Below are 25,840 nucleotides of genomic sequence, written 5' to 3'. Positions count from 1 at the left end.
TCGTGTGAATCGAGGTCCTTCATGAACACCTATCAACAGCCCGTTCCGCAGCAAGACACACACAGCAAAGTGATTGGTTATCTGCTGTGGATTTTGGGTTTTACCGGCGCTCACCGCTTCTATTACGGCAAGCCGGTGACCGGGACGATCTGGTTCTTCACCTTCGGTTTGTTGGGTATCGGTTGGCTGATTGATTTGTTTCTGATCCCGGCCATGGATCGCGAAGCAGACCTGCGTTTTACCGCCGGACCTATTGAGTACAACGTGGCGTGGATTCTGCTGACGTTTCTTGGGATATTTGGGGTACACCGGATGTATCAGGGGAAGTGGATCAGCGGACTGCTGTACCTGGTCACGGGCGGGTTGTTCTTTCTGGGGGTGCTGTATGACTTCTGGACGCTGAATGACCAGGTGTCGATTCGTAATGCGCAGCGTCGATAACAGCAAAGATCAAAAGATCGCAGGCTTCGCCAGCTCCTACAGGGAAATGCATATTCCCGTGTAGGAGCTGCCGCAGGCTGCGATCTTTTCGTTTTACGCCTGGTGGCTAATCCGCCCATCCACCAGGGTGTAACGCACCACACCCGGCAGGCTATGGCCAATGAACGGGCAGTTTTCGCCCTTGGACAGCCAGGTTTCACCGGCCACGGTCGAAGCCGCCGGATCGAACAGCACGATGTCCGCCGGTCCACCCACCGCCAGTTTGCCCGCGGGCAGGCGCAACGCCTCGGCAGGTCCGGTGCTCAAGCGCGTCAACAGCGTTGGCAGGTCCAGCAAACCGTCTTCCACCAGCGTCATCGCCAACGGCAGCAGCAGTTCAACGCTGCTGATGCCCGGCTCGGTGGCACCGAACGGCGCCAGTTTGGCGTCCCGCTCGTGGGGTTGGTGATGACTGGAGATCGCCGACACCACACCTGATTTCACAGCTTCACGCAGGCCGTCGCGGTCGGCGCGGGTGCGCAGCGGCGGCTGGACGTGATAGAGGCTGCTGAAATCGATCAGCGCTTCGTCAGTCAGAATCAGCTGATACAAGGCCACATCGGCGGTCACCGGCAGCCCGCGAGCCTGGGCCTGAGCGATCAGGGCCACGCCACGAGCGCTGGTGAGCTGACTGAAGTGCGCGCGCACGCCACTTTGCTCGACCAGCAGCAGATCCCGGGCCAGAGCCACGGTTTCAGCGGTTTCCGGAATGCCCGGCAAACCGAGGAAGCTGGCGGTCGGGCCTTCGTGGGCCAGGCCACCTTCGGCCAGGTCATGGTCCTGAGAGTTGAAAATCACCGTCAGGTCGAATGTGGCGGCGTATTCCAGCGCCCGGCACAGCGTGCGGGTGTTGCGAAAGCTCTCCAGGCCGTTGCCGAAGGCCACGCAGCCGGCATCGCGCAAGGCAACGAGCTCTGCAAGCTGTTCGCCGTCCAGGCCTTTGCTCAGGGCGCCAATCGGGAAGACTTTGGTGTTGCCGGCCTCTCGGGCGCGGTCGAGGATCAGTTCGGCCACGGCCGAGGTGTCCAGCACCGGTTTAGTTTTCGGCGGGCAGCATAGGCTAGTGACACCACCGGCCGCAGCGGCGCGGGTTTCGCTGGCAATCGAGCCTTTGCGGCTGTAACCCGGCTCGCGCAGGGCGACGTTCAGGTCAACCAAGCCAGGCGCGGCCACCAGACCTTTGGCGTCGATGGTCTCGACTGGGACAAAACCGGTCGGTGCCGCGCCAAGGGCGACGATCTTGCAGGCTTCAACATGAATATCGGTAACTTGATCCAGGCCACTGCTTGGATCGATGACGCGGGCGCCGAGAATGCTGAGCTTCACTGGGCGTTCTCCTGCTCGAATTGGCGCTGGGCAGTCTGCCCGCTCATGGCCATGGACAACACGGCCATACGAATCGCGATGCCGTAGGTGACCTGGTTGAGAATCACCGAGTGCGGGCCGTCGGCCACCGCCGACTCAATCTCCACACCGCGGTTGATCGGCCCCGGGTGCATGACGATGCAATCCGGCTTGGCCCCGGCCAGGCGCGCGGTGGTCAGGCCGAACAGGCGGTAGAACTCGCCTTCGCTCGGCAGCAGGCCGCCGGTCATGCGTTCGCGCTGCAGGCGCAGCATGATCACCACGTCGACGTCTTTCAGGCCTTCGGTCATGTCGGTGTAGACCTTCACACCGTATTGCTCGACGCCAATCGGCAGCAAAGTTTTCGGCGCGATCACGCGGATGTCCGGGCAACCGAGGGTTTTCAAGGCCAGCATGTTCGAGCGCGCGACCCGCGAATGCAGGATGTCGCCGACGATGGCCACCGAGAGATTTTCGAAGCCGCCCTTGTGCCGACGGATGGTGAGCATGTCGAGCATGCCCTGGGTTGGGTGAGCGTGACGGCCGTCGCCGCCGTTGATGATCGCCACTTGCGGGCAGACATGTTCGGCAATGAAGTGCGCCGCGCCGGAATCACCGTGACGAACGACGAACATGTCAGCGGCCATGGCTTCAAGGTTGCGCAGGGTGTCGAGCAGGGTTTCACCCTTGCTTGCCGACGAGGTGGACACGTTTAGCGTGATCACGTCTGCCGACAACCGCTGGGCCGCCAGTTCAAAAGTAGTACGAGTGCGGGTGGAGTTCTCGAAGAACACGTTGCACACGGTCTTGCCGCGCAGCAACGGGACCTTCTTCACCGCCCGGGCGCCGACTTCGAGGAACGAGTCGGCGGTGTCGAGGATTTCCGTCAGCAGCTCGCGGCGCAAACCGTCGAGCGAGAGGAAGTGGCGCAGCTGGCCCTGATCATTGAGCTGCAGCGGGCGCTTGGTATCTAGAGGCGTCATCGCGAGGGGGACTCTCAATAGGGCGAATTAAAGGGCGAGGTCTTGCAGTTCGAGCTTCAGTTCCGGGCCGGACAGTTTCACCCGCTCGTGGGCCGACAGCGACAAGGTCGCGCCGACCACATTCGGGCGGATCGGCAGCTCGCCGGCGTCCAGGTCCAGCAGGCACACCAGCGTCACGCTGGCCGGGCGACCGTAGTCGAACAGTTCATTCATCGCGGCCCGGATGGTCCGGCCGCTCATCAGCACGTCATCGATCAGCACCAGGTGCTGGCCCTCGATCTCGAACGGCAGCGCGGACGGGCGCACTTGCGGGTGCAGGCCGTTCTGGCTGAAGTCGTCGCGGTAGAAGGAAACGTCGAGGGTACCAAGGGGCGAGTCGCTGCCCAGTTCATCGAGCAACGCCTGGGCGACCCAGACGCCGCCGGTACGAATACCGATGTAACGCGGTTCGCTGATGCCACGGTGTTCCAAGTGTGCCTTGAGACGGATCGCCATCTGGCTGATCAGTTCGGCGGGATTGGGCAGGCTCATGGTTGCTCCTTCTTGGGCCCGAGCCGGGGTCTGCTTTAGTAGTGGCTCAGGTTGTAGCTATAGAGAGTCGCTTGCGCGGCTCTTCAGGATTCGAACAGTGAACTGTTTTCGTCGAGCCAGCCTTGCAGCAGCAGGGCGGCGGCGATGGCGTCCACCGGGTTGTCGCGGTAACTGCCCTTTTGTCCGCCACGATCACGCCGTTCACCCTTGGCTTCGAACGTGGTCAGACGCTCATCGTGGGTATAGAAGGGCAGGTTGTAGCGGCCGTTCAGGCGGCGGGCGAATTTCTCGGCGCGCAAGCACATGTCGCTCGGTGTGCCGTCCATGTTCAGCGGCAGGCCGACGACCACAGCGTCGGGCTTCCACTCTGTAATCAGGGCTTCGACCTGATTCCAGTCGGGAATACCATTTTGTGCCTTCAACGTGCACAACTCGCGGGCCTGGCCGGTAATCACCTGGCCCACCGCAACGCCGATCTGTTTAGTGCCGTAGTCGAAACCCAAAATCAGGCGCAGGGCCATCAGGCGTGCCCCGCCTGGCTGGTCAGCAGGCTGAGATTGACGCCCAGGTGCTTGGCCGCTGCTTCCAGGCGCAGTTCGCTGCTGGTGTTGAACAAAATATCGGCTTCGAACGGGCAGGTCAGCCAGGCGTTCTGGGCCAGTTCGGCTTCAAGCTGCCCGGCTTCCCAGCCCGCATAGCCAAGGGTGATTACACTTTTGGCCGGGCCGACGCCGTCGGCGATGGCGAACAGCACATCCTGGGAGGTGGACAAGGACAGGTCGCCTTCCAGATCAACGGTCGCCTGAAACTTCTTGCCGGACGGGTGGAGGACAAAACCGCGATCGGTCTGCACCGGGCCGCCGATGAAGATCGGCACATGCTGGCAGAGCATCGGCGGTTCGATGTCGGGGCGCAGTTGCTCGAGGATATCGGCCAGATTGAGGTCTTGCGGACGATTGACCACCAGCCCCATGGCACCATTGGCCGTGTGCTCGACGATGTAGGTCAAGGTGTGCGCAAAGTTCGGGTCGACCATGTGAGGCATGGCGATCAGGAAATGATGCTTGAGGTAGCTGGGGCTGACGTTCTTCATGAGCGCTAGTGTGGCGTTGGAGGGGCGAACTGACAAGCTGGGGATGCGTTGGAAATGCCGCAAATCCCGGCAACGACATAGATTAAATGTGGGAGATTCTATGTTGCAGGGGAACCCTGCGGTGTTCAATTGCTGGAGAGCTTGTCCCCGCGAGCAAATTTCCACGTCCGAATAATTTCCAGACGATCGATATCCGACAAATCCCCGGTAAACGGCGAAAACGGTGCGGCCAGCCGCACGATGCGCTGGGCGGCCTGATCCAGCAGCGGTTGCCCGGAAGACTCCAGCACCAGTACCTCAAAGAGCGAGCCGTCGCGGTTGATCGAAACCAACAGGCGCAGATTGCCGTAAATCTGTTTGCGTCGGGCTTCATCGGGGTAATTCAGGTTACCGATGCGCTCGACCTTCTTGCGCCACTCGTCCTTATACCAGGCGCCCTTGTCGCGCATGGTCGATGCGGCGCTCAGGCGGTGAATGCGCGGGCGCTTGGCGTACAGCTGCTGTTCATTGGCCAGTTCCGCTTCGAGGCTGGCGATGTCGGTAGACAGCTGTTCACTGTCGAACGTCGGCGCGGCCACTGCGGGTTTGGTGACGGGCTTGGGTTCTTCGGTTTTGGCTGCGGCTTTTTTCGGCTTCGGCGCGACGGTCGTCACAGCTGCCTTGGGCGCCGCTTCCCGCACTTCGGGCTTGGCCGCCGGCGGTGGGGTGACTTTCTGCACCTTATTGTCCTGGAACGGCGCGACCTCGGTGGTCTTGGGGATCGCCTTTTTATCCAGGGTGCCGCTGCCTTGCTGATTCTCCTGGGCGAGGAAATCGGCTTTTTCCGGCTTCTTTTCGCTCTTGAAGGTGGCGAGGGTGATTTCCAGGGTTTTGCTGATTTGCTTGGGTTCGACCATGGTGAACCCGACGCCCAACAGCAAGGCCAGGTGAATCAGCGCCGCGAGAAACAGGGTAAAACCGAGGCGATCGGCCGGGCGCACGCCACGGTGGGCGAGTTCAGCGGGCAGATCGGACGGGAGTGTCATGACAAAAAAACCAACATCGCGTTTTTCACAGGCCGCGGATGATAACGCAATGTTGGTCGTTTCTTGGCTGTTCTATATCAACGGGCCTTGAGCTTCTGATCGATGGCATCCATCAACAGGCCACCGATGTCGGTGCCAAATGCATTATCAATCTCGCGAATGCAGGTCGGGCTGGTGACGTTGATTTCCGTCAGATGCTCGCCAATCACGTCAAGGCCGACGAACAGCAGACCCTTTTCACGCAGGGTCGGGCCGACTTGTGCGGCGATCCAGCGATCTTTCTCGGTCAGCGGTCGGGCTTCGCCACGGCCGCCGGCGGCGAGGTTGCCACGGGTTTCACCGGCGGCAGGAATTCGCGCCAGGCAGTAATCCACCGGTTCGCCGTCGATCATCAGGATGCGCTTGTCGCCATCAACGATCGCCGGCAGGTAACCCTGAATCATGATCTGCTGTTTGCCATGCAGGGTCAGGGTTTCGAGGATCACCGACAGGTTCGGATGGCCAGCGGTGTGACGGAAAATCGATGAGCCACCCATGCCGTCCAGCGGCTTGAGGATCACGTCGCCGTGGTGATCGGCGAATTCACGCAGCACGTCCGGGCGACGGCTGACGATGGTTGGCGGTGTGCACTGCGGGAACAGCGTGGCGAACAGTTTTTCGTTGCAGTCACGCAAACTTTGCGGCTTGTTGACCACCAGCACGCCATCGCGTTCGGCTTGCTCCAGCAGGTACGTGGAGTAAACGAACTCCATGTCGAACGGCGGATCCTTGCGCATCAGGATCACGTCCAGGTCGCTCAACAGCGCGTCGGTCTCGGCGTCGAGTTCGAACCATTTTTGCGGGTTGGCGAAGACTTTCAGCGGACGCATTCGCCCACGCGCTTCACCTTCGGCCTGGTACAAATCACTCTGTTCCATATAGAACAGTTCCCAGCCGCGCTTCTGTGCGGCCAGCAGCATGGCCAGCGAGCTATCCTTTTTATAGGAAATGCTGGCAATAGGATCCATGACAATCCCGACACGAACGCTCATGGGTTATTCCTCGAAATTTGGCTGCCCGAATGGACATGAAAAAGTGGCGTCAGAGTGGCGCTGAGTGTGTTCCCGGTCAAGGAAAAACCACCGCGCCAGTCGCCCGATAGATTGGATTTGGAGACTGTGCTAAAAAGGCTGCCATATCGTGCTGGCCCTTGAACATCAAGGGTTTCGAGCCTCCGGTTATCGGAAATGGACAATTTGATTCGCAAAGGCGACGGCAGAGCAACTATGGAACAGCATTCCAGCGCCTTGAAGGTCATGGTGATCGACGATTCGAAGACGATTCGCCGCACCGCCGAAACGTTGTTGAAGAACGTGGGGTGTGAAGTGATCACGGCCATCGATGGTTTCGATGCCCTGGCCAAGATTGCCGACAATCACCCCGGCATCATCTTTGTCGACATCATGATGCCGCGTCTGGACGGCTATCAGACCTGCGCTTTAATCAAGAACAACAGTGCGTTCAAGTCCACGCCAGTGATTATGCTGTCGTCCAAGGACGGGCTGTTCGACAAGGCCAAGGGGCGCATCGTCGGCTCCGACCAGTTTTTGACCAAGCCTTTCAGCAAGGAAGAACTGCTGAACGCGATCCAGGCCCATGTACCGGGCTTCGCCGCCGTTTTGCCGCACTAGGACACGCACAGTGACGCTCGGCCAGCGGGCCCGGCGTCGACAAGAATGGGGAAGACCATGGCACGTATTCTGATCGTCGATGATTCGCCGACTGAAATGTACAAACTGACCGGCATGCTGGAAAAGCACGGTCATGAAGTGTTGAAAGCCGAAAACGGTGCCGACGGTGTGGCGCTGGCCCGTCTGGAAAAACCCGACGCGGTGCTGATGGACATCGTCATGCCCGGCCTCAATGGTTTCCAGGCGACCCGCCAGTTGACCAAAGACCCGGAAACCGGGCACATCCCGGTGATCATCATCACCACCAAGGATCAGGAAACCGACAAAGTCTGGGGCACGCGCCAGGGCGCGAAGGATTACCTGACCAAACCGGTCGACGAAGACACCCTGATCAAGACCCTGAACAACGTGCTGGCCGGTTGACCGTCCGGCCATGACCGAGTCGCTGACTGCCTTCGAACTGCTGCTGCAGATCGACCAGCGTTGCCGTGTGCTGGCGGCGAACTTGCCGTCCCAGCCGACCCGGCAAGACAGTTGGAGCGGCATCGGCTTTCGGCTGGGCGAGCACTGGTACGTCGCGCCCATGGGCGAAGTCAGCGAAGTCTTGCATGAGCCGCGGTTCACCCAGCTGCCAGGGGTCAGAACCTGGGTCAAGGGCGTGGCCAACTTGCGCGGGCGTCTGTTACCGATCATCGATCTGTGTGGCTTCTTTTCTGGTAATGAGCTTGGCCATGAACTGTCGGCGGTGCGTAGGCAGCGGCGGGTGTTGGTGGTGGAGCACAACGACGTGTTTGCCGGGTTGATGGTCGATGAGGTTTTCGGCTTGCAGCACTTTGCCCAGGACAGTCTGGAACCGGTAGATACCTTGAGCGGCCCGATTGCACCGTTCATCAAAGGCCGGTTTCAGCGCGAGCAGAACTGGCAGGTGTTCAGCCCGTTTGCATTGGCACAGTCACAAAGCTTTATGCACGTAGCGCTGTAACCACGGTGGCGCCGCAATCCTGTAGGAGCGAGCGGTGCGGCGTCCGACTTGCCCGCGAAGAACGATAATGCGGTGTCCCTGTAAGACCGCAGCGCTTGCTTCGCGGGCAAGTCGGATCGCCGCACCGCTCGCTCCTACAGGGGCGTGGGTTGAATTGGGCAGTACAGGTGAGGACCGATGATAAAAGCAAAAACAGGCAAGCCAGAAGGGTCGCGCAGTCGCTCACAGATCATCGCGCTGTTCATCGCGCTGATCGTCTTCATCATGCTGCTGTTCGCCAACTTCGCTTATCTCAACACCCAGGCCACGTACGATAAACAGTACATCGGCCACGCCGGTGAGCTGCGCGTGCTGTCCCAGCGCATTGCCAAGAACGCCACCGAAGCCGCTGCCGGCAAGGCAGCGGCGTTCAAACTGCTGAGCGATGCGCGCAATGACTTTGCCCAACGCTGGGGCTATTTGAAGAAAGGCGATCCCTCCACCGGCCTGCCACCGGCACCTTCCACCGTGCGCCCGGAAATGCGCGCCGTGCAACTGGACTGGGAACGCCTGCTGAAAAACACTGACGCGATCCTCTCCAGCGAACAGACCGTGCTGTCGCTGCATCAAGTCGCCGCGACCCTGGCCGAAACTGTGCCGCAGTTGCAGGTCGAGTACGAAAAGGTCGTTGAAATTCTCCTCCAGCGCGGTGCCCCGGCCGCACAGGTCGCCGTGGCCCAACGACAATCGCTTTTGGCTGAGCGGATTCTCGGTGCGGTGAACACCGTGTTGTCCGGCGATGAAAATTCGCAGCAGGCCGCTGACGCCTTCGGTCGCGATGCTGCGCGATTCGGCCTGGTGCTCAACGGCATGCTCCAGGGCAATCCGTCTCTAAAGGTCAGCCAAGTCGAAGACCGTGACGCACGCGCGCGGTTGATCGAGATTTCCGAGCTGTTTGAATTCGTTTCGGGCTCGGTGGATGAAATCCTCGAAACCTCGCCGGAGCTGTTCAAAGTCCGCGAATCGGCGACCAATATTTTCACCCTGTCGCAGACCCTGCTCGACGAAGCCTCGCACCTGGCCAGCGGTTTCGAAAACCTGGCCGGCGGGCGCGACACCGACACCATTGGCGGGTATGTGCTGGGCCTGCTGGCACTGATGTCGATCATCCTCATTGGCCTGGTGATGGTTCGCGAAACCAATCGTCAGTTGCGCGAAACCGCCGAGAAAAATGAACGCAACCAGAACGCGATCATGCGCCTGCTCGACGAGATCGAAGACCTGGCGGACGGCGACCTGACCGTGACCGCTTCGGTGACTGAAGACTTCACCGGGACCATCGCCGACTCGATCAACTATTCCGTGGACCAATTGCGCGATCTGGTGGCAACCATCAACCTCACCGCTGGCCAGGTCGCTGCCGCGGTGCAGGAAACCCAGGCCACCGCCATGCACCTGGCGCAGGCTTCGGAGCATCAGGCGCAGCAGATTGCCGAAGCTTCCACCGCGATCAACGACATGGCCCAGTCTATCGACCAGGTCTCGGCGAACGCCGCCGAGTCCTCAGCGGTGGCCGAGCGTTCGGTGGAAATCGCCAACAAGGGCAATGAGGTGGTGCACAACACCATCCACGGCATGGACAATATTCGCGAGCAGATTCAGGACACCGCCAAGCGCATCAAGCGTCTCGGCGAGTCCTCTCAGGAAATCGGCGATATTGTCAGCTTGATCGATGACATTGCCGACCAGACCAACATCCTCGCGCTCAACGCGGCGATCCAGGCCTCCATGGCCGGTGATGCCGGGCGTGGTTTTGCGGTGGTCGCCGATGAAGTCCAGCGGCTGGCCGAGCGCTCGTCTGCTGCCACCCGGCAGATCGAAACCCTGGTGCGAGCGATTCAGACAGACACTAACGAAGCCGTGATTTCCATGGAACAGACCACCACCGAAGTGGTGCGCGGCGCGCGTCTGGCGCAGGATGCCGGAGTGGCCCTGGAAGAAATCGAAGGCGTGTCGAAGACCCTTGCCGCGTTGATCCAGAGTATTTCGAACGCAGCGCAGCAACAGACGTCTTCGGCCGGTCAGATTTCCCTGACGATGAACGTGATCCAGCAGATCACCACGCAGACGTCGTCCGGCTCCACCGCCACCGCCGAGAGCATTGGTAACCTGGCGAAAATGGCCAGCCAGCTGCGGCGTTCGGTGTCCGGTTTCACCTTGCCGGCCGCCAAGGCGCAGGCCGCGGATAAAGTGTGAAACGCCCGCGGGCGTTTGCTTTTTTTGAGTAGAGCAGTGAGCGGAGTGGTTATGGGTGATCGGCACGACTATGTGGCCCTCGAGTGGGTCAAAGGCGAAATTGCCGAAACGCTGAAAGTGGCTCATCAGGCCATCGAAACCCTGCTTGATGACCCGCAGGCGACGTACGCCCTCAGTGAATGCCTGGCCTGCGTCCATCAGGTTCACGGCAGTTTGCAAATGGTCGAGTTCTACGGCGCGGCGCTGCTCGCCGAAGAGATGGAACAGCTGACCATCGCCTTGCAGCAGAACCGCGTCAGTCATCGCGATGAGTCGATCCATCTGTTGCTGCAGGCGCTTGGGCGGCTGCCGATTTACCTCGACCGGGTGCAAAGCGCCCGTCGCGATCTGCCGTTGGTGGTGCTGCCGCTGATCAACGATCTGCGCAGCGCCCGTGGCGAAAGTTTGTTGTCGGAAACCAGCCTGTTCAGCCCGCAATTGCCGGACCTGCCGCCACTGGACGAAGCGTCGCTGGCGCTGCTCGAGCCGGCAGATTTACCGAATGTGCTGCGCAAGTTGCGTCAGATGTTGCAGATGGCCCTGGTCGGATTGCTGCGTGAGCAGGATGGCGAAACCAACTTCGATTGCCTGACCAAGGTCTTTGCGCGCCTCGAAGGACTGTGCGGCAACGCACCCCTGAGCCCGTTGTGGCAAGTCGCCTCGGCGCTGGTCGAAGGCCTGCGCAGCGGCTCGATCGCCAACAGTCCGGCGTTGCGCAGTCTGTTCAAAGACGCCGACAAAGAGCTCAAGCGCCTGCTCGAGCAGGGCATGCCCGGAATCAATCAACCGGCGCCGTTGGAGTTGTTCAAGAGTTTGCTGTTCTACATTGCCAAGGCCGAACATCCCACCGGGCAGATGCTGACCATGAAAGATCGCTACGGACTGGACGACGCGCTGCCTGACAGCGCAATGGTCGACGAAGAACGGGCTCGGCTGGCCGGTCCCGACCGCGATGCCATGCGCTCGGTGCTGGCCGCGTTGTGCGAAGAGCTGGTGCGGGTCAAGGAGCGCCTGGACCTGTTCGTGCGCAGTGACCGCCAACATACCTCGGACCTCGAAAGCCTGCTGGCGCCACTGCGGCAAATCGCCGACACCCTGGCAGTGCTCGGTTTCGGCCAGCCACGCAAGGTCATCATTGATCAACTGGCGGTGGTGCTGAGCCTCGTCCAGGGCCAGCGTGAGCCCAATGACGCGATCCTCATGGACGTCGCCGGTGCTTTGCTCTACGTCGAGGCGAACCTCGCCGGCATGGTCGGCACCGTCGAACCGGAAAGCCAGGAAGAAAGCCGCCTGCCGACCATCGACCTGACTCAGATCCATCAGATCGTGATCAAGGAAACGCGCATCTGCCTGCAACAGGCCAAGGACATGATCGTCGACTACATCGACGCCGACTGGGACCGCCAACACTTGCAGCCACTGCCGGCCTTGCTGACCCAGGTGCGCGGTGCGCTGGCGATGATTCCGTTGAGCCGAGCGGCGAGCCTGATCGAAACGTGCAACCACTTCATCCGCGAGCATTTGCTGCTGGATCCGGATCACCCCGGCTGGCAGGAACTGGACAACCTGGCCGACGTCGTCACCAGCATCGAGTATTACCTGGAGCGCCTCAGCGACGACCCCGAAGCGCCCGGTGAACAGTTGCTCGATGTCGCGGAAAAAAGCCTGGCATCACTCGGTTTTTTCCCCAGCGAGCAGCAGGTGCCGGTGCTTGAAGATGTGCTCAGCCCGAGTGAAGCGCAGGTCATGCAAGATCTGCAGGAACTGGACGACCCTGACACCGTCCAGACACTGGCCGATGTCTTGGCCAGCCCCGTGTCTTGCGTCAACCCACCCGCCCTGACCATCCCCGCGAGCCTGTTGCCGCCACCCGCCGGTGAAGAGCCGGTGGACGATGAGTTGCGGGAAGTCTTCCTCGAAGAAACCGATGAAGTCCTGGAAATTCTCCGGGAATACCTGCCGCGCTGGTCGGCCAATCCCGACAGTCAATCGGCCTTGACCGAACTGCGCCGGGCCTTCCATACGTTGAAAGGCAGTGGCCGGATGGTCCGCGCTTTGGTGCTGGGCGAACTGGCTTGGGCGATGGAAAACCTGCTCAACCGCGTACTGGAACACAGCGTTCCACCGGGGGCGGCGGTGCAGCAACTGCTGGGCGACGCGCTGAATCTGCTACCGGAACTGGTGGCCGAGTTTGCGGCCAATGCCCAGCGCCAGCGCAACGATGTCGACCAATTGGCCGCACGCGCCCATGCCTTGGCCAAGGGTGATGAATCGATAGTCGATGAAGACGCTCAGGACGTCGCAGCCCTCGATCCGCTGCTGCTTGAGATCTTCCGCAATGAAGCCGAAACCCACTTGGGCAGCCTCAACCGCTTCCTCGATCAAGCCGCCGAGCACGTGCCGTTGCAGGCCAGCGACGAGTTGCAGCGGGCACTGCATACCCTCAAGGGCAGCGCCTCGATGGCCGGTGTATTGCCGATTGCCGAACTGGCGACGCCGCTGGATCATCTGGCCCGGGAGTACAAGGCGCACCTGATCGCTCTGGACCTGGATGAAGTCGAACTGTTGCTCGAAGCCGAAGGACTGTTCCGTCTCGGGCTACGCCAGCTCAAGACTGATCCACTGGCGGAGATTCCCGGCGCCCGCTCGTTGATCGAGCGAACCCAGGCATTGCTGGCCGAGCGTCTGGAATCCCTTCTGAGTGCACCGAATACCGGGTTGCGCATCAAGCGTGATCCGCAACTGATCAATAACTTCCTCGCGCAAGGCATGGACATCCTGCTCGACGCCGAAAGCCTGTTGCAGCGCTGGCAGCAACATCCCGGCGAGCGTCAGGAACTCAGCGCGCTGCTGGATGAATTGACCACCCTGGGCGAGGGCGCCCACCTGGCTGACCTGCATCCGGTGGATGAGCTTTGCGAAGCGTTGCTCGATCTCTACGGTGCCGTGGAAGAAAGCAGCCTGGCGGTCAGCGAGGCGTTTTTCCACGAGGCGCAAAGTGCCCACGAAGCGCTGATCAACATGCTCGACGAACTGGCCGCGGGCCAGGAAGTCAGCCCGCAACCGGAGCGGGTCCGGGCCTTGCGTGGTTTATTGGATGCGAGCCTCGATCCGTCGGCGATGGGGCTGATTCGCAGTGACGGCAGCCGTACCCTGAGCATTCGAGAACTGGGCAGCGCCACGGCCGAATTGGAACAGACCGCGACCCAGGTCGAGCTGGACGATGAGATCGTTTCGATCTTCCTCGAAGAGGCGGTGGATATCCTCGAAGGTGCTGGCCAGGCTTTGCAGCGCTGGCTGAGCGACCCGGACAACGCCGCACCATTGTTGTCGTTACAGCGTGATCTACACACCCTCAAGGGTGGCGCGCGGATGGCCGAGGTCGAGCCGGTCGGTGATCTGGCGGATGAACTGGAAAGCCTTTACGAAGGTCTGGTGGACCGCCGCTACGCCTACAGCGAAGCGTTGGCGCAACTGCTGCAACAAAGCCATGAACGGCTCGCACAGCTGCTCGATCAGTTGCAGAACCAGCAGCCATTGGGCGATCCAGACAAGCTGATCGTGGCCATTCGCGCGTTTCGCCAGGGCAATGTCAGCGCGGTTGAAACGGTCGAACCTGCCCCGGCCGAGGATTCACCGGGCCATGATCCGGAGCTTCTGGATATCTTCCTCGAGGAAGGTTTCGACATCATCGAAAACTCCGGCGCGGCGCTGGTGCGCTGGCAGGCCGAGCCTTCGAATCGTCAGGAGGTGGAAACCCTGCTGCGTGACCTGCACACCCTCAAGGGTGGTGCGCGGATGGTGGAGATCGCACCGATTGGCGACCTCGCCCATGAGCTGGAATTCCTTTACGAAGGCCTCTCGGCTGGCGTACTGCAACCCACCGCCGCGTTGTTCGACTTGTTGCAAAGCAGCCACGATCGACTGGCGCAGATGCTCGATGCGGCCCGTGCCGGTCATCCTTTGCCGCCGGCCGATCGACTGATCGACGCGATCAAGAATTTCAGTCATCCGGCAGTGCCCGAAACACCGGCAGCGGTCGTGGTATCTGCAACGCCGAAAGTCGAGACGCCCGCACCGCAACCCGATGCCGGCGCGGACATGGTCAAGGTATCGGCAGAGCTGCTCGACGATCTGGTGAACCTCGCCGGCGAAACGTCGATCTTCCGTGGCCGGATCGAACAACAGGTCAATGATGCGCGCGTGACCCTGAGCGAGATGGAAACCACCATCGAGCGCATGCGCGACCAGTTGCGTCGTCTCGACACTGAAACCCAGGGGCGGATTCTCAGCCGCCAGCAAGTCGACGCCGAACGCCTGGGCTACGAAGAATTCGATCCGCTGGAAATGGACCGCCACTCACAGTTGCAGCAACTGTCGCGCGCGCTGTTCGAATCGGCCTCCGACTTGCTCGACCTCAAGGAAACCCTTGACCGACGCAATCAGGACGCGGAAAACCTGCTGCAACAGCAGGGCCGCATCAACACCGAATTGCAAGAAGGGCTGATGCGTACGCGCATGGTGCCGTTCGAGCGGATGCTGCCGCGTTTGAAGCGCATCGTCCGTCAGGTCTCCAGCGAACTGGGCAAGGACGTGGAGTTCATCGTCGGCAATGCCGAAGGCGAGATGGACCGCAACGTCCTGGAACGCATGGCCGCGCCATTGGAACACATGCTGCGCAACGCGGTGGATCATGGGCTGGAATCGGCCGAGGTGCGTATCGCCGCGGGTAAACCGACTCAGGGTCGAATCACCCTGGACCTGTCGCGAGAGGGCGGTGACATCATTTTCGACATCCGCGATGACGGTGCCGGCGTGCCGCTGGACGCGGTGCGGCGCAAGGCGATCAAACGCGGGTTATTGGCCCCGGACAGCGACATCAGCGACCGCGATGTGCTGCAATTCATCCTGCAACCGGGGTTCTCCACCGCCGAGAAAATCACCCAGATTTCCGGGCGCGGCGTCGGCATGGACGTGGTTCACGAAGAGGTCCGGCAACTCGGCGGCAGCATGAGCATCGACTCTGTGCCGGGGCAGGGTGTGCACTTCCGGATTCGCCTGCCGTTCACCGTGTCGGTCAACCGGGCGCTGATGGTGCAATGCTTTGATGATCAGTACGCGATCCCGCTGAACACCATCGACGGCATCGTTCGCGTGCTGCCCAACGAACTTGAAGGGCATTACCGGCTCGATCCGCCGACCTACAAATACGGCGGGCAACACTATGAACTGTGCTACCTCGGCGAACTGCTGAAAACCAGCCATCGCCCGAAACTGTTGGGCCAGAGCCTGCCGCTGCCGGTATTGCTGGTGCAGTGCAACGAGCGGCACATCGCTGTGCAAGTCGACTCCATGGCCGGCACTCGCGAGATCGTGGTCAAAAGCCTCGGCCCGCAATTTGCGGCGGTGCAGGGTTTGGCCGGAGCAACGATTCTCGGTGATGGGCGGGTGGTGCTGATTCTCGATTTGCTGGCGCCGATCCGCGCCATGCAGGCCCGGGTGCCGCAACAGTCAGTGACTCAGGAGGCGGAGGTCGAGCCGCATAAACCGCTGCTGGTGCTGGTGGTCGACGATTCGGTGACCGTGCGCAAGGTCACCAGCCGTCTGCTGGAACGCCACGGCATGAACGTGCTGACCGCCAAGGACGGTGTCGACGCCATGCTGCTGCTTGAAGAACACAGGCCTGATCTGATGTTGCTGGACATCGAAATGCCGCGCATGGACGGCTTCGAGGTGGCGACCCAGGTACGCGCCGACGAACGTCTGCAACACCTGCCGATCATCATGATCACCTCCCGCACCGGGCAGAAACACCGCGACCGTGCCATGGCCATCGGCGTCAACGACTACCTCGGCAAGCCGTACCAGGAATCGGTGCTGCTCGAAAGCATCGCCCTGTGGAGCAAAACCCATGCGTGAGCACCGCACCAGCAACCTCACTGGCCTGCTGCTGCCTTTGGCCGACCGCAACCTGATCTTGCCCAACGTTGCTGTTGCGGAGCTCATTGATTACCAACCCAGCGCCTTCGACCTCGACACCCCGCCGTGGTACCTCGGGCGGGTAACGTGGCGGAACCGGCAGATTCCGTTGCTGAGTTTTGAGTCGGCGTGTGGGCAGAAAATCGTCATCGGTGAGCGGGCGCGGATTGTCATCCTCAACGCGCTTGGTGGGCGGTCTGAACTGAAGTTTATTGCGTTGTTGGTTCAGGGGATTCCGCGGTCGTACAAGCTTGATAGCCAGTTGAGCTATGTGGATGTTCCGTTGTGTTCGCTGGAACAGGCGGCGGTGCAGGTGGGGGAGCAAGTGGCCAAAGTCCCTGACTTGCTGGCGTTGGAGGAGTTGCTGGTGAATGCCGGGCTAGTCTGACGGGCCCCTTCACGCCCTGAGCTTTTCCGTCAACACGGTTTTGCTGTGTCCGGCTCGCTGATCAAAGGCGAGCCGTGCCGAAGCAAGGTCTGTAAATAAACGTTTTCGTCGTACACGGTGCTGGTCTTCCAGCACCGATAAACGATCCGGATCCACTTGAACGCCAGAGCCCTGAGGGCTGCTTGGTAAGAGCTGCCTTTGGCCCTTTGCTGGCGATAATACGCCTCTGCCCACACCGATTGATTGATGCTGTGGGCAGCCCACTCAACAAAGGTCTGGCGCAAAAAAGTTGCGCATTGATAGCGCCAGTGGACGACTTTTTTCTTGCCACTGCGTTCGGTGACCGGGGCAATCCCGGCATATCGCTGCACCGCACTGGCATCCTTGAAGCGATCACGCTGCTCACCAAAGGCGACCATCAACCGTGGTGCAAGCTGCTGTCCCGCGCCGGGCAAGGCCTTGAAGAGTCGGTAGTCGGCCAGGGTGTTGGCAGTTTTTTCGATCTCCCGATCAAAGTCTTTGATCGCCGTGATGATCCCTTTCAGTTGCGAGACCAGGGCCAGCACATACAGCGCTGAAGGACTGACCACGCCTGGATCTTCAGTCAACGGCATGGCTTTGGCGATCAACGCCAAACGCTGCTGATTGAGCTCGGCATGGCGAACATTATGCGCGTGAAGGAACTTCAAAACGCTGGCCGGCCGAGCGCGCTTAAGCGTTTCAAAGGTCGACCAGCGCGCCAGAAATTCACAAAAAACCAGCGTGTCATGGTCATGAAACAGCTCCAGGGCCAACGGGTAGTACTGTTTGAGCATGCACACCAGACGGTTGCTGATCTTGACCCGGTCATCGACCAATCCGCGGCGATGTTCGGTCAGGCTGGCGAGCGAACGCATGGCGGAGCTTTGCTGGACCAGTTGAGGAAACCGTTCGGGGTGATTCAGCAACAGCTCAAGCGCCCATTGAGCATCCGTTGGATCATCCTTGGCGCCACTGGGGACGAAGGTTTTACGGTGCCGGGCCAAGGTGCTCGGATTGATCGGAAAGATACAAAAAAACTCATATTTTTGCAGAGCCGCTATCAGTGGGCCTTTGTTCAACTCCACGGCGATCGCGATCGGGCCACCGTAACGTTGATGCAGCGACCTGGCCCAGCGATCAATCGACTCCGGGTTATGGTCAATGACTTCGAAACTGCGCTGAGCCTCTCCAGCTATCTGCAAACAGGTGTCGTGCTTGGCGTCTGCCCAATCAATTCCGATATAAGCAGTGAAACTCTGAGACAGGAGCGTTTGCATGGAACACCTCAACAGGCGCTAAAGTACATGCAGGGACATGCATGCTTGCGTCCAGCGAAGGCGATATAGAGAGCCGTGTCGGGCTTTCCCTGAGAATTCGTTAGAGGGCGCAAGCGCACCTGTGGACTCGAAGGTGAAGGCGTAATCATCGAGTGCTGCGCGAGCATATTCGTAGCCCGCAGGTGCATGTTCCTTCCTCGCCGACAACTGACTTCCAGCGAATATCAGTATGGAAGAGAAAGGAACGGACTACCTATATCGCGAGCAAGCTCTGCTCCTACAGGGCTCGCATTACTCGCTGATGCCATCATCCTTGAACTGGTCTTTGACGTAGAAGATCTCGGTCCGGCCGTGCGGTGCAGGCAAGCCGTCTTCACCCAGATTGACGAAGACAATCTTCTCCACCGTCAGGATGCTTTTGCGGGTGATCTTGTTACGCACTTCACACTTGAGGGTGATTGAGGTGCGACCGAACTCGGTGGCGGTGATGCCCAGTTCGATGATGTCGCCCTGGCGCGAGGCGCTGACGAAGTTGATCTCTGAAATGTACTTGGTCACCACACGCTGATTGCCCAACTGGACGATGGCATAGATCGCCGCTTCTTCGTCGAGCCAACGCAGGAGGCTGCCGCCGAACAGCGTACCGTTGGGGTTGAGGTCTTCGGGTTTTACCCATTTGCGGGTGTGGAAATTCATATTCACTCCTGACCGTCTTGCCAATTGATGCCGGCCATCATGGCAGAGCCCGACGTAGAGCTCTATCAAGCATCGACTATGGCCTCGATTACCGTTCAGACATTGACCAACAGAAACGCTTTGGAACTATCGCTCACACGGCTATAATCGCCACCGTTTCAAAACGGTAACGTTCCATTGCTACCGTTTTCCCGCCACCTGTCCGAGGGGCGCTGCAGCAGGTTCGACCTGTCAGGCTCGGATGGGGCGTTGCTTGACCGTTATCGGTCAGACACTAAACGCACAACGGCGCCCATTCGCATACATTACGAATGGAGGCTCATCATGAGCGCTGTTATCACGCCTGCAGATTTTACCGATTACAAAGTGGCCGACATGTCCCTGGCTGCCTGGGGTCGTCGCGAAACCATCATCGCCGAATCCGAAATGCCGGCCCTGATGGGTCTGCGCCGCAAGTACGCCGGTGAGCTGCCGCTCAAAGGCGCCAAGATTCTCGGCTGCATCCACATGACCATTCAGACTGCCGTGCTGATCGAAACCTTGGTTGCCCTGGGTGCCGAAGTGCGTTGGTCGTCCTGCAACATTTTCTCGACTCAAGACCAGGCCGCTGCTGCTATCGCTGCTGCCGGCATCGCGGTTTACGCCTGGAAAGGCGAAACCGAACAAGAGTACGAGTGGTGCCTTGAGCAAACCATCCTGAAAGATGGTGCGCCATGGGATGCCAACATGATCCTCGACGACGGCGGCGACCTGACCGAGCTGCTGCACAAGAAATACCCGGCGATCCTGGACCGCGTCCACGGCGTCACCGAAGAAACCACCACGGGCGTTCACCGCCTACTGGACATGCTGGCCAAGGGCGAGCTGAAAATCCCGGCCATCAACGTCAACGACTCGGTGACCAAGAGCAAGAACGACAACAAATACGGCTGCCGTCACAGCCTGAACGATGCGATCAAGCGCGGTACCGACCACCTGCTGTCCGGCAAGCAAGCGCTGGTCATCGGTTACGGTGACGTGGGCAAGGGTTCGGCCCAGTCCCTGCGTCAGGAAGGCATGATTGTTAAAGTCTCCGAAGTCGACCCGATCTGCGCCATGCAAGCCTGCATGGACGGTTACGAGCTGGTTTCGCCGTTCATCGACGGTATCAACAACGGTACTGAAGCAAGCATCGACAAAGCGCTGCTGGGCAAGATCGACCTGATCGTAACCACCACCGGCAACGTCAATGTTTGCGACGCGAACATGCTCAAAGCTTTGAAGAAGCGCGCTGTTGTCTGCAACATCGGCCACTTCGACAACGAAATCGACACCGCTTTCATGCGCAAAAACTGGGCATGGGAAGAAGTGAAGCCACAGGTTCACAAGATTCACCGTACCGGTCCTGGCGCATTTGACGCTCAGAACGACGACTACCTGATCCTGCTGGCCGAAGGCCGTCTGGTTAACTTGGGCAACGCCACCGGCCACCCAAGCCGCATCATGGACGGTTCGTTCGCCAACCAGGTTCTGGCGCAAATCTTCCTGTTCGGCCAGAAGTACGCCGACCTGTCGCCAGCCCAGAAAGCCGAGCGTCTGACCGTTGAAGTACTGCCGAAGAAACTCGACGAAGAAGTGGCCCTGGAAATGGTCCGCGGTTTCGGCGGTGTAGTGACTCAACTGACCAAGACTCAGGCCGACTACATCGGCGTGACCGTCGAAGGTCCGTTCAAGCCACACGCTTACCGCTACTGATTGGACCCGGCGGGCTTTGCGCCCGCCGATCCTGACCAGGCGGACCGACCATCACCGGTTCGCCTTTTGCGATTGCAAAGGGTATTCCCATGTCCCAAGACCGTCGCTACAGCTTTGAGTTCTTCCCTACGAAGACCGACGCTGGGCATGAAAAACTGCTCGCCACTGCCCGTCAGCTGGCCACGTACAACCCCGATTTCTTCTCCTGCACTTATGGCGCTGGCGGTTCGACTCGTGATCGCACCCTCAACACCGTGTTGCAGCTCGAAAGCGAAGTAAAAGTCGCTGCTGCACCGCATTTGTCCTGCGTTGGCGACAGCAAGGACGATTTGCGCGGCCTGCTGACCCAATACAAGGCAGCCGGCATCACGCGTATCGTTGCCCTGCGCGGTGACCTGCCTTCAGGCATGGGCATGGCCAGTGGAGAAATGCGCCATGCCAATGACCTGGTTGAATTCATTCGTGAAGAAACCGGCGATCATTTCCACATCGAAGTCGCCGCTTACCCGGAAATGCACCCGCAAGCGCGCAATTTCGAAGATGATCTGCTCAACTTCGTGCGCAAGGCAAACGCTGGCGCCGACAGTGCGATCACCCAGTACTTCTTCAACGCCGACAGCTACTTCTACTTCGTCGAGCGTGTACGGGCGATGGGCGTGAACATTCCGATCGTTCCGGGGATCATGCCGATCACTAACTACAGCAAGCTGGCGCGCTTCTCCGATGCGTGCGGTGCGGAAATCCCGCGCTGGATCCGCAAGCAGCTGGAAGCCTACGGCGACGACACCCAGAGCATTCAAGGCTTTGGTGAGCAAGTCATCACCCAGATGTGCGAACGCTTGCTGCAAGGTGGCGCTCCAGGCCTGCACTTCTACACGCTGAACCAGGCCGAACCGAGCCTGGCGGTGTGGAACAATCTGAAGTTGCCGCGTTAAGAAACAAGCAAAAGCAAAGGCAAGATCAAAAGATCGCAGCCTTCGGCAGCTCCTACGCGCCCGTGGGCGCTGCCGAAGCCTGCGATTTTTTGCTTTTTACACCCGAACCAGAGCTTCTGGATCCCGTTTCTGGCTCTTTCCGGTTTCTCGTCGTAATCTCAAGCCATGCCTTTGATCACGCAGTTACTGACCCTGTTTCTTTTTACTTGCCTGAGCTTCGCCGCTCGGGGCGAGAAGCTGCGCATTGTCACCGAGCCGTGGGCGCCTTACGTGTATGAGGAAAACGGCAAATCCCTGGGACTGGACTACGAAACTACGGCAATTGTCTTCAAGCGCCTGGAGATCGAAGTCGAATGGCAGTTCCTGCCGTGGAAGCGCTGCCTGTCGATGCTCGAAACGGGCCAGGCCGATGGCGCGCTGGATATTTTTCACAGCGCCGAACGCGACGCTACCCTGCTCTACCCGAGCGAACCGCTCTCTGAAGTCGAATTCGTGATGTTTTACGCCAATGAGCGCCCGCATCCGTTTCAGACTCTGGACGATCTGAAAGGCCTGACCATCGGCACCTCCCCGGGCTATCTGTACAGCCCGGATTTTCGCGAATCGACTCTGTTCACCCGTGAACCGGCGCCGACCCATGAAGCCAACTTCGGCAAACTGGTGCGCGGGCGGATCGATCTGCTGATCACCGACCGCCGGGTGGGTCAGCACTTGCTCGACGAATTGGGCATCCGCGACAAGATTACCGAGAACCCGGCCGTCATCAGCCACCAGAGCCAGTTCCTGGCGGTGCGCCGCAACGCGGGCATGGACTTGTTGGTGCAGCGCTTTGGCGCCGAGCTCAAACGCTTCAAGCGCGAGCCTGCGTACGCAGAATTGAGCGCCCGTTATGGTGCCAATCGGGCAGCCGAGGTAAAAACCACCCGAGCCACCGCCGCCAGCGGAAAAACCGTTGAGCAGCAGGAAAGCGGCGCGCAGTGATTGCTCTGTTATACTCCGGCCTTCCCGCCAGGCTCACGCCCGGACGCTCGGACTTGTTCAAGGCATCTCGACACCGCTACAGCGCAGCTTTTCAGCCCGCGCGAGCACTCCAGACGAGCTTTCAAGGCCCAGCAGGACCGGACGGGATTGCGTTCTTCTTAAACGCCATTCGCGCCAGGCAAGACTCCCATTGGGCCAAGCCCTAACTAAAACAGGATTACTCATGTCCTTTGCTTCCCTCGGTCTCTCCGAGGCTTTAGTCCGCGCCATCGAGGCAGCGGGCTATACCGAGCCTACTCCGGTGCAACAGCGGGCCATTCCCGCCGTGTTGCAAGGTCGCGACCTGATGGTCGCGGCTCAGACAGGTACTGGTAAAACCGGCGGCTTCGCCCTTCCGATTCTGGAGCGGTTGTTCCCCAACGGTCACCCGGACAAATCCCAGCGTCACGGCCCGCGCCAACCGCGCGTACTGGTCCTGACCCCTACTCGCGAACTCGCGGCTCAAGTACACGAGAGCTTCAAGGTTTATGCCCGTGACCTGAAGTTTGTCAGCGCCTGCATCTTCGGCGGCGTCGGCATGAATCCACAGGTTCAGGCCATGTCCCGTGGTGTTGACGTGCTGGTGGCCTGCCCTGGTCGCCTGCTTGACCTCGCCGGCCAAGGCAGCGTCGATTTGTCCCACGTGGAAATCCTCGTGCTGGACGAAGCCGACCGCATGCTCGACATGGGCTTCGTCCATGACGTGAAAAAGGTCCTCGCCCGTCTGCCGAGCAAACGCCAGAACCTGCTGTTCTCGGCGACTTTCTCCAAAGACATCACCGACCTCGCCGGCAAGCTGCTGCATAACCCGGAACGCATCGAAGTCACGCCGCCGAACACCACGGTCGAGCGTATCGAACAGCGCGTATTCCGCCTGGCCGCCAGCCACAAGCGTTCGTTGCTGGCGCACTTGATCACCGCTGGCGCCTGGGAACAGGTTCTGGTGTTCACCCGCACCAAGCACGGCGCCAACCGTCTGGCCGAGTACCTGGACAAACACGGCCTGAGCGCCGTCGCGATCCACGGTAACAAGAGCCAGAACGCTCGCACCAAAGCCCTGGCCGACTTCAAGGCCGGTGAAGTACGCATCTTGGTTGCGACCGACATCGCCGCTCGCGGCCTGGACATCGATCAGTTGCCACACGTGGTTAACTTCGAACTGCCAAACGTCGACGAAGATTACGTTCACCGTATCGGCCGTACTGGCCGTGCCGGTCGTTCGGGTGAAGCAATCTCGCTGGTGGCTCCGGACGAAGAGAAGCTGCTGAAAAGCATCGAGCGCATGACCAAGCAGAAAATTGCCGACGGCAATCTGATGGGCTTCGATTCCAGCGCTGTAGAAGCCGAGAAACCAGAAGTTCGCGAGCGTCCGGATGTGCGTAACCCGCGCAACCCACGTGGCCCGCGAGGCGACGGTCCGAACGGCACTGGTGGTGGTGGCGGTCGTAAAGACAAAGGCAAGGACAAGGGCGGCAAGGAAAAACCTGCAGCCACTGGCCGTGGTGATCGCCCGGCGCGTGAACACAAGCCACGCGAAGGCACCCCGGCTCGCGAGCAACAGCGCCCGGCACCTCGCGCCGCCGCTGATCGTGCACCGGACGAGTTCCTCGACGACGATGTCGATAACTTCGGTAACCGCGCCGACTACGTGCCGCAGGCCAAGCCTGCTCAAGGCCGTGGTCGCCGTCCGAGTGCCCCGGCACAAGGCTCGGCCGCAGGCGCAGGCGCAGGTGTCCCGCGCACCGGTGGCAAGCCTCAGGGTCGCCAAAGCGGCCCGCGCAGTAGCGATGGCGCCACCACTGGCACGCCGCCGGCCAAGCGCAGCGGTCCACGCAACGGCGCTCCACGTGACGGCCAGGCCCGTCGCGAAGAGTCCCGCGACCGCCGACCGGCTCGCACCGACGATCAGCCACGTTCGGAACCGGCCGTGCAAAACCCGCGCGGTCCGACACCGAAGATCATCCATAAAGAGTCGAAAACCGATCGGTTCCCGACTCCTGAGCAACTGGATCAACTGCCAGGCCGTCCTCGCGGTGAGAAACCAGCATTGCTGACCCGCAATCGCTGATTTAACGCCGCCATAAAAAATGCCCCTGATCGCGAGATCAGGGGCATTTTTGTTTTAGCGGCGAAAATTACTTCGCTTTGACACCTTCAAACGAAACATACAACTCTACCGCGTCTGACTGTGGGCCCAGGTCTTTCTGCTTGCCGAAATCAGAGCGCTTGATGCTGGTAGTGCCTTCGAAGCCGGCACGGTAGCCGCCCCATGGATCCTTGCCTTCACCCAGGAAAGTGGCTTTGACCACGATTGGCTTGGTCACGCCCAACAGGGTCAGGTCGCCGGTTACGTCGGCAGTGTCTTTGCCAGCGGCGTTTTTGCCGGTGGATTTGACGCTGGTGGAGACGAACTTGGCGTCCGCGAATTTGCCCACGTTCAGGAAGTCACCGCTGGCGATGTGCTTGTCACGTTCAGCGTGGTTGGTGAACACGCTGGCGGTTTTGACATTGAACTCGAGCTTGCTGTCTTCTGGCTTGGCAGCGTCGAAGCTGAACTTGCCGTCGATGTCCTTGAAGGTACCGGTGATGAAGCTGTAGCCCAGGTGGCTGATCTTGAAGTCAACGAAGGCATGTTGGCCTTCTTTGTCGACGACGTAGTCGGCCGCCATTACGTTGGCGGACAGCAGGGCCGAACCGATGGCCAGAGCAGCGAGGGTCTTTTTCAACATGCTTTCTATTCCTATGGAGTCGAGGTTGAACTTCATGCTTTGCGGCCCAGCATTCGCGCCAAGGTCGCATCACGATCGATAAAGTGGTGTTTCAGTGCTGCCAACGCATGGAGGCCGGAAAAAATTACCAGCACCCACGCCAGATACAGATGAATCACACCAGCGGTGTCTGCCTGGTCCGGTACTCCGGAAACCAATGCAGGGACTTCAAACAGGCCAAACACCGGAACCCCGACACCTTCTGCGGTGGAAATCAGGTAACCGGCAATCATCACAGCGAACAGACTGAGATACAGGAACGAGTGGCCGAACTTGGCGCCAAGGCGCGTCATGTGGCTATAGCTTTGCAGTGCCGGTGGCGGTGGGCTGATAAAGCGCCACAAACCCCGTAGAACCATGACAGCTAACAGCACCAGACCAATACTTTTGTGCAAGTCCGGCGCGTCTTTGCGCCAGACGCTGTAGTAGTCGAGACCGACCATCCACAAGCCCAACGCAAACAGACCGAAGACCGCCAGTGCCACACCCCAGTGCATGAAAATGCTAACCCAACCGTAGTGCGAAGAAGAATTACGTAGCTGCATTGCCCAAATCCTGTGAGAGCTGCGATCAAGACTATCGAGTTATCTATCGAATTAAAGCGGAAAATTTTGCTTTGAAATATCGAGAAATACGATAA

The 25,840-nt window shown here is 59.9% G+C and carries 22 protein-coding genes and 1 riboswitch; of the genes, 11 read left to right on the top strand and 11 right to left on the bottom strand.

Translation table 11 applies throughout. The features are described 5' to 3' along the window. Positions 1-21: 21 nt before the first annotated feature. Positions 22-441 carry an NINE protein gene (locus ACYZTU_RS27295; RefSeq protein ID WP_461966882.1) on the top strand — a complete coding sequence of 140 codons (420 nt, stop codon included), beginning with the start codon at positions 22-24 and terminating at the stop codon, positions 439-441. A gap of 93 nt (positions 442-534) precedes the next feature. Here the strand turns inward: ACYZTU_RS27295 and ACYZTU_RS27290 are convergent, their stop codons facing one another. The 7 genes from ACYZTU_RS27290 to gshB all read right to left on the bottom strand — a co-directional run bounded on the left by ACYZTU_RS27290 (position 535) and on the right by gshB (position 6,487). Continuing rightward, on the bottom strand, positions 535-1,806 hold the full coding sequence (locus ACYZTU_RS27290; RefSeq protein ID WP_461966880.1) for a dihydroorotase: 1,272 nt from the start codon (positions 1,804-1,806) through the stop codon (positions 535-537). Next, complete coding sequence (locus ACYZTU_RS27285; RefSeq protein ID WP_150711287.1) at positions 1,803-2,807, bottom strand: aspartate carbamoyltransferase catalytic subunit; 1,005 nt, start codon at positions 2,805-2,807, stop codon at positions 1,803-1,805. Before ACYZTU_RS27285 ends, ACYZTU_RS27290 begins: the two co-directional genes overlap by 4 nt. A 27-nt stretch (positions 2,808-2,834) precedes the next feature. After that, positions 2,835-3,338 carry a bifunctional pyr operon transcriptional regulator/uracil phosphoribosyltransferase PyrR gene (gene pyrR / locus ACYZTU_RS27280; RefSeq protein ID WP_461966878.1) on the bottom strand — a complete coding sequence of 168 codons (504 nt, stop codon included), beginning with the start codon at positions 3,336-3,338 and terminating at the stop codon, positions 2,835-2,837. 83 nt (positions 3,339-3,421) lie between these two features. Next, positions 3,422-3,859, bottom strand: coding sequence for a Holliday junction resolvase RuvX (gene ruvX / locus ACYZTU_RS27275; protein WP_461966876.1), 438 nt, complete (start codon positions 3,857-3,859; stop codon positions 3,422-3,424). Then, positions 3,859-4,431 (bottom strand): YqgE/AlgH family protein, encoded by a 573-nt coding sequence (locus tag ACYZTU_RS27270; protein ID WP_461966874.1) that lies wholly within the window; start codon positions 4,429-4,431, stop codon positions 3,859-3,861. Before ACYZTU_RS27270 ends, ruvX begins: the two co-directional genes overlap by 1 nt. A gap of 125 nt (positions 4,432-4,556) precedes the next feature. Continuing rightward, positions 4,557-5,456: an energy transducer TonB gene (locus tag ACYZTU_RS27265; RefSeq protein ID WP_461966872.1), complete on the bottom strand. Its 900-nt coding sequence runs from the start codon at positions 5,454-5,456 to the stop codon at positions 4,557-4,559. A gap of 77 nt (positions 5,457-5,533) precedes the next feature. Next, a complete protein-coding gene (gene gshB, locus ACYZTU_RS27260) occupies positions 5,534-6,487 on the bottom strand; it encodes a glutathione synthase (RefSeq protein WP_461966870.1) in 954 nt (317 codons plus the stop codon). Between the two features lie 234 nt (positions 6,488-6,721). On the opposite strand from gshB, the gene pilG reads away from it, so the two are divergent. The 6 genes from pilG to ACYZTU_RS27230 all read left to right on the top strand — a co-directional run bounded on the left by pilG (position 6,722) and on the right by ACYZTU_RS27230 (position 16,749). Further along, positions 6,722-7,126, top strand: a complete 405-nt coding sequence (gene pilG / locus ACYZTU_RS27255) for a twitching motility response regulator PilG (protein WP_282382370.1) — start codon at positions 6,722-6,724, stop codon at positions 7,124-7,126. A 57-nt stretch (positions 7,127-7,183) separates the two neighbouring features. Next, positions 7,184-7,549 (top strand): twitching motility response regulator PilH, encoded by a 366-nt coding sequence (gene pilH / locus ACYZTU_RS27250; RefSeq protein WP_150632782.1) that lies wholly within the window; start codon positions 7,184-7,186, stop codon positions 7,547-7,549. Between the two features lie 10 nt (positions 7,550-7,559). Then, a complete protein-coding gene (locus tag ACYZTU_RS27245) occupies positions 7,560-8,108 on the top strand; it encodes a chemotaxis protein CheW (protein WP_461966868.1) in 549 nt (182 codons plus the stop codon). A 177-nt stretch (positions 8,109-8,285) separates the two neighbouring features. Then, positions 8,286-10,343, top strand: coding sequence for a methyl-accepting chemotaxis protein (locus ACYZTU_RS27240; protein ID WP_461966866.1), 2,058 nt, complete (start codon positions 8,286-8,288; stop codon positions 10,341-10,343). Positions 10,344-10,394: 51 nt separating this feature from the next. Next, positions 10,395-16,301 carry an Hpt domain-containing protein gene (locus tag ACYZTU_RS27235; protein WP_461966864.1) on the top strand — a complete coding sequence of 1,969 codons (5,907 nt, stop codon included), beginning with the start codon at positions 10,395-10,397 and terminating at the stop codon, positions 16,299-16,301. Next, complete coding sequence (locus ACYZTU_RS27230) at positions 16,294-16,749, top strand: chemotaxis protein CheW (RefSeq protein WP_461966862.1); 456 nt, start codon at positions 16,294-16,296, stop codon at positions 16,747-16,749. Before ACYZTU_RS27235 ends, ACYZTU_RS27230 begins: the two co-directional genes overlap by 8 nt. 29 nt (positions 16,750-16,778) lie before the next feature. On the opposite strand, the gene ACYZTU_RS27225 is transcribed toward ACYZTU_RS27230, so the two are convergent. Together ACYZTU_RS27225 and ACYZTU_RS27220 are read right to left on the bottom strand one after the other, a co-directional pair. Beyond that, the gene (locus ACYZTU_RS27225) at positions 16,779-18,047 is read right to left on the bottom strand and encodes an IS110 family RNA-guided transposase (protein WP_461966860.1); all 1,269 of its coding nucleotides are present in this window, start codon (positions 18,045-18,047) and stop codon (positions 16,779-16,781) included. A gap of 291 nt (positions 18,048-18,338) precedes the next feature. Further along, positions 18,339-18,743, bottom strand: a complete 405-nt coding sequence (locus ACYZTU_RS27220; protein ID WP_461966858.1) for an acyl-CoA thioesterase — start codon at positions 18,741-18,743, stop codon at positions 18,339-18,341. Between the two features lie 198 nt (positions 18,744-18,941). Next, positions 18,942-19,044, top strand: a riboswitch (S-adenosyl-L-homocysteine riboswitch). 23 nt (positions 19,045-19,067) lie between these two features. Here ACYZTU_RS27220 and ACYZTU_RS27215 point away from each other — a divergent pair. The 4 genes from ACYZTU_RS27215 to ACYZTU_RS27200 all read left to right on the top strand — a co-directional run bounded on the left by ACYZTU_RS27215 (position 19,068) and on the right by ACYZTU_RS27200 (position 24,500). Beyond that, on the top strand, positions 19,068-20,477 hold the full coding sequence (locus ACYZTU_RS27215) for an adenosylhomocysteinase (protein WP_461966856.1): 1,410 nt from the start codon (positions 19,068-19,070) through the stop codon (positions 20,475-20,477). Positions 20,478-20,566: 89 nt separating this feature from the next. Continuing rightward, entirely contained in the window at positions 20,567-21,412 is an 846-nt protein-coding gene (gene metF / locus ACYZTU_RS27210) for a methylenetetrahydrofolate reductase [NAD(P)H] (RefSeq protein WP_461966854.1), read from the top strand. A 165-nt stretch (positions 21,413-21,577) separates the two neighbouring features. Continuing rightward, positions 21,578-22,393 carry a substrate-binding periplasmic protein gene (locus tag ACYZTU_RS27205; RefSeq protein WP_461966852.1) on the top strand — a complete coding sequence of 272 codons (816 nt, stop codon included), beginning with the start codon at positions 21,578-21,580 and terminating at the stop codon, positions 22,391-22,393. A 223-nt stretch (positions 22,394-22,616) separates the two neighbouring features. Beyond that, a complete protein-coding gene (locus tag ACYZTU_RS27200) occupies positions 22,617-24,500 on the top strand; it encodes a DEAD/DEAH box helicase (RefSeq protein WP_461966850.1) in 1,884 nt (627 codons plus the stop codon). Positions 24,501-24,567: 67 nt separating this feature from the next. Here the strand turns inward: ACYZTU_RS27200 and ACYZTU_RS27195 are convergent, their stop codons facing one another. Continuing rightward, complete coding sequence (locus tag ACYZTU_RS27195; protein ID WP_449645600.1) at positions 24,568-25,161, bottom strand: YceI family protein; 594 nt, start codon at positions 25,159-25,161, stop codon at positions 24,568-24,570. Between the two features lie 32 nt (positions 25,162-25,193). Continuing rightward, the gene (locus tag ACYZTU_RS27190) at positions 25,194-25,745 is read right to left on the bottom strand and encodes a cytochrome b (protein WP_461966848.1); all 552 of its coding nucleotides are present in this window, start codon (positions 25,743-25,745) and stop codon (positions 25,194-25,196) included. Positions 25,746-25,840: the final 95 nt, after the last annotated feature.

The sequence above is a fragment of the Pseudomonas sp. HLT2-19-2 genome (assembly GCF_054898005.1).
The sequence above is the reverse complement of the archived record's forward strand: the minus strand, read 5'-3'. Positions and strand labels throughout refer to the sequence as shown.